A 3,409-nucleotide genomic window follows, 5' to 3' on the forward strand; every position below is an offset into this window, starting at 1 on the left:
CGAATCCCGCACATGGCGACTTCAGCGCACCGTGGTGGGCGAACGTTCGGTCATCATGACACGCGACGCCGAGGGTGAGATCCACGTGGTGGAAAACGTCTGCGCCCATCGCGGGATGCAGTTTTGCCGGGAGCGCCACGGCAATCGCAAGGAACTGGTCTGCCCCTATCACCAGTGGAATTATCGTCTCAACGGCGATCTGCAGGGCGTGCCCTTCCGCCGTGGCGTCAAGCAGGATGGCAAGGTCAATGGCGGGATGCCGGCCGACTTCAAGGTCGAGGAGCATGGCTTGACCAAGCTCAAGGTGGCGCGCCGCGGTGGGGTGGTGTTCGCCTCCTTCGATCAGGAAGTGGAACCGCTGGAGCAATTCCTCGGACCGCAGATGCTGGAATACTTCGATCGTCTCTTCAATGGCCGCCAGCTCAAGATATTGGGGTATAACCGCCAGCGCATCCCCGGCAACTGGAAGCTGATGCAGGAGAACATCAAGGATCCCTATCATCCCGGCCTGTTGCACACCTGGTTCGTCACCTATGGCCTCTGGCGTGCCGACAACAAGTCGCAACTGCGCATGGATGAACATTTTCGCCATGCCGCCATGATCTCTACGCGTGGCACCGGCGGCGTCAAGAGCGAGGTCACCGCCGGCGTGTCCAGTTTCAAGGAAGGGATGCAGGTCCATGACAAGCGATTGCTCGATATCGTCCAGGAAGACTGGTGGAAGGGCCCCACGGCGGTGATGATGACGGTGTTCCCCAGCGTGATCTTCCAGCAGCAGGTCAATAGTGTCTCCACCCGTCACATCCAGCCCAATGGCACCGGCTCCTTCGATTTCGTCTGGACCCATTTCGGTTTCGCGGACGACAGCCCGGAGATGACCGAGCGCCGCCTGATCCAGGCCAACCTGTTCGGCCCGGCTGGATTCGTGTCGGCCGACGATGGCGAGGTGATCGAGTTTTCGCAAGCGGGCTTCGAGCAGAAGCCGGTGCATCGCACCCTGGCCGAACTGGATGGCCGCGACTGCCACGACACCGAGCACATGGTCACCGAGACGCTCATTCGCGGCATGTATGCCTACTGGCGCAAGATCATGGAGATTTGAATGGATGCCACCCTGTACCTCGAACTGTGCCAGCTCTATGCTCGCTACGCCGAAGTGGTCAGCAGCGGTCGCTGGGAAGAATGGCCGGACTTCTTCACCGACACCTGTACCTACAAGGTGCAGCCGCGCGAAAACCACGAGCGAGGTTTCCCGCTGGCGACCATGTCCTTCCTCAGCAAGGGGATGTTGCACGACCGTGTCTATGGCATCCGCGAGACCCTGTTCCACGATCCCTACTACCAGCGCAACGTGACCGGCCTGCCGTTGCTGCGTGCGCGCAGCAACGACATGCTGGAGGTGGAAGCCAACTACGCCATCTTCCGCACCAAGCTGAGCCAGGAAAGCAGCGTCTTCAACACCGGCCGCTACCTGGACCAGGTGGTGCAGACCCCGGATGGTCTGCGCTTCAACAGCAAGCTGTGCATCTACGATACCGAGATGATTCCCAACTCCATGATCTATCCGATATGAGGAACCATGATGACTGAACAGATCAGCGAACAATGGGTCGAGGCAGCCAGCGTCGACGCCATCCCCGAGGATGAAGTGATCGGTGTTGCCGCAGGCGGGAAGGAGTTGGCGCTCTACCGCGTCGATGGCCAGTTCTACGCCACCGACAACATCTGCACCCATGGCCACGCGCGATTGTGCGATGGCTTCCTCGAGGGGCATGAGATCGAATGCCCGCTGCACCAGGGCAAGTTCGACATCCGTGATGGCCGCGCCATGTGTGCGCCGCTGACGGTGGATGTGCGTACCTATCCGATCCGTATCGAAGAGGGCAAGGTGTTTGTCGCCCTTTGATTCGGGCTGACCAGGTTTTCCGCAGCAAACCGTAGAAGAAAACCCGCAATCTGAAAGACCAGAAAAACAGCAACACCAGAAAAGCCAGGCAGCGCCAAACAAAAAAAGAGGACGTGCATCTGCTGCCAGCAGGTGCCGTCCATGCGCACCATGCAGACAACAGAGGAGACAACATGGCATTGAGCAAGCATATCGCGGCCGCACTGACGGCCTGTACCGCGTTGACCATAGGGCAGGCAGGGGCTGCCGAGCCGTTGAAGATCGGTTTTTCGGCGCCACTCACGGGCAGCCAGGCAGTGGTCGGGCAGGACCAGCTCGATGGTTTCAACCTGGCGCTGGAACAGGCCAAGGGGCAACTGGGTGGGCGTCCGGTGACCTTGTTCAAGGAAGACGATCAGCTCAAGCCCGAGATCGGTTCGCAGATCGTGCGCAAGTTCGTCGAAAAGGACAAGGTCGATGCCATCGTCGGCATGGGCTTTTCCAACGTCTTCATGGCAGGGTTGAAGACCGTGGTCGATTCCGGTGTGGTGGCCATCGGCACCAATGCCGGACCGTCGCCGGTGGCCGGCGCAGGTTGTGCGCCCAATGTCTTTTCGGTGGCCTGGCAGAACGATGGCAGTGCCGAAGCCGTGGGCCAATACGTCAAATCCAAGGGCTACCAGCGAGTGGTGCTGATGGCGCCCAACTACCAGGCCGGTAAAGACATGATGACCGGCTTCAAGCGCTTCTACCAGGGGCAGCCGGCCGATGAACTCTATACCCAGGTCGGCCAGACCGATTACTCGGCCGAGATCGCCCAGGTGCAGGCCGCCAAGGCCGATGCGGTGTTTGTCTTCTACCCCGGCGGCATGGGCGTCAATTTCGTCAAGCAGTTCAGCCAAGCTGGCCTGCTGGGCAAGCTGCCGATGTTCTCGGTCTTCACCGTCGATGGCACTACCATGCCCGCGCTGCGTGATGCCGCGGTGGGCAGCGTCTATGGCGCGATGTGGGATGCCGCTCTGCAGAGTCCGGAAAATCGCCAGTTCGTCGAGGCCTTCCAGGCCAAGTACAAGCGCGTGCCCAGCGAATACGCCGCCACCGGCTATGACGCCGCGCGCCTGCTGGATGTGGCGGTCAGGAAAGTGAATGGCCATACTGCCGATCGCAAGGCCTTTGCCGCTGCCGTCAAGACGGCCGGGGCCGAGTTCCGTTCGGTGCGAGGACCGTTCAGCTTCAACCGCAACAATATGCCGGTGCAGAACTACTACATGTTCCAGGTGCTCAAGCAGGGCGGCCAGGTGCTGGTCAAGGAGCAAGGTGTGGCGCTGGACAAGCACGCCGACGCCTACGTCAGCCTGTGCAAGAGGATGTAAGCCATGGACCTCTTCACGCAAATTGCCACGCAGTTGCTCAATGGCGTGCAATACGGGGTGCTGCTGTTCCTGCTGGCGGCGGGCCTGACCCTGGTGTTTGGCATCATGAGTTTCGTCAACCTGGCGCACGGTTCGCTGTACATGCTGGGGC

At 60.5% G+C, this 3,409-nt stretch carries 4 protein-coding genes and 1 pseudogene; all 5 read left to right on the forward strand.

The window, feature by feature from the left end:
- Window positions 1–1,102 (forward strand): aromatic ring-hydroxylating dioxygenase subunit alpha (locus I5W_RS26120; RefSeq protein ID WP_148289204.1); only part of this gene is annotated, 1,102 nt, incomplete at its 5' end.
- Window positions 1,103–1,573, forward strand: coding sequence for an aromatic-ring-hydroxylating dioxygenase subunit beta (locus I5W_RS26125; protein ID WP_044531449.1), 471 nt, complete (start codon window positions 1,103–1,105; stop codon window positions 1,571–1,573).
- 9 nt (window positions 1,574–1,582) lie between these two features.
- Window positions 1,583–1,906, forward strand: coding sequence for a non-heme iron oxygenase ferredoxin subunit (locus I5W_RS26130; RefSeq protein ID WP_044531450.1), 324 nt, complete (start codon window positions 1,583–1,585; stop codon window positions 1,904–1,906).
- Window positions 1,907–2,079: 173 nt separating this feature from the next.
- Window positions 2,080–3,258 (forward strand): ABC transporter substrate-binding protein, encoded by a 1,179-nt coding sequence (locus I5W_RS26135; RefSeq protein WP_044531451.1) that lies wholly within the window; start codon window positions 2,080–2,082, stop codon window positions 3,256–3,258.
- 3 nt (window positions 3,259–3,261) lie between these two features.
- Window positions 3,262–3,409 (forward strand): annotated as a pseudogene (locus tag I5W_RS31750) (branched-chain amino acid ABC transporter permease); the annotation flags it as partial.

The organism is Herbaspirillum sp. B65 (assembly GCF_000333555.1).
Classification (GTDB): Bacteria; Pseudomonadota; Gammaproteobacteria; order Burkholderiales; family Burkholderiaceae_D; genus Herbaspirillum; species Herbaspirillum rubrisubalbicans.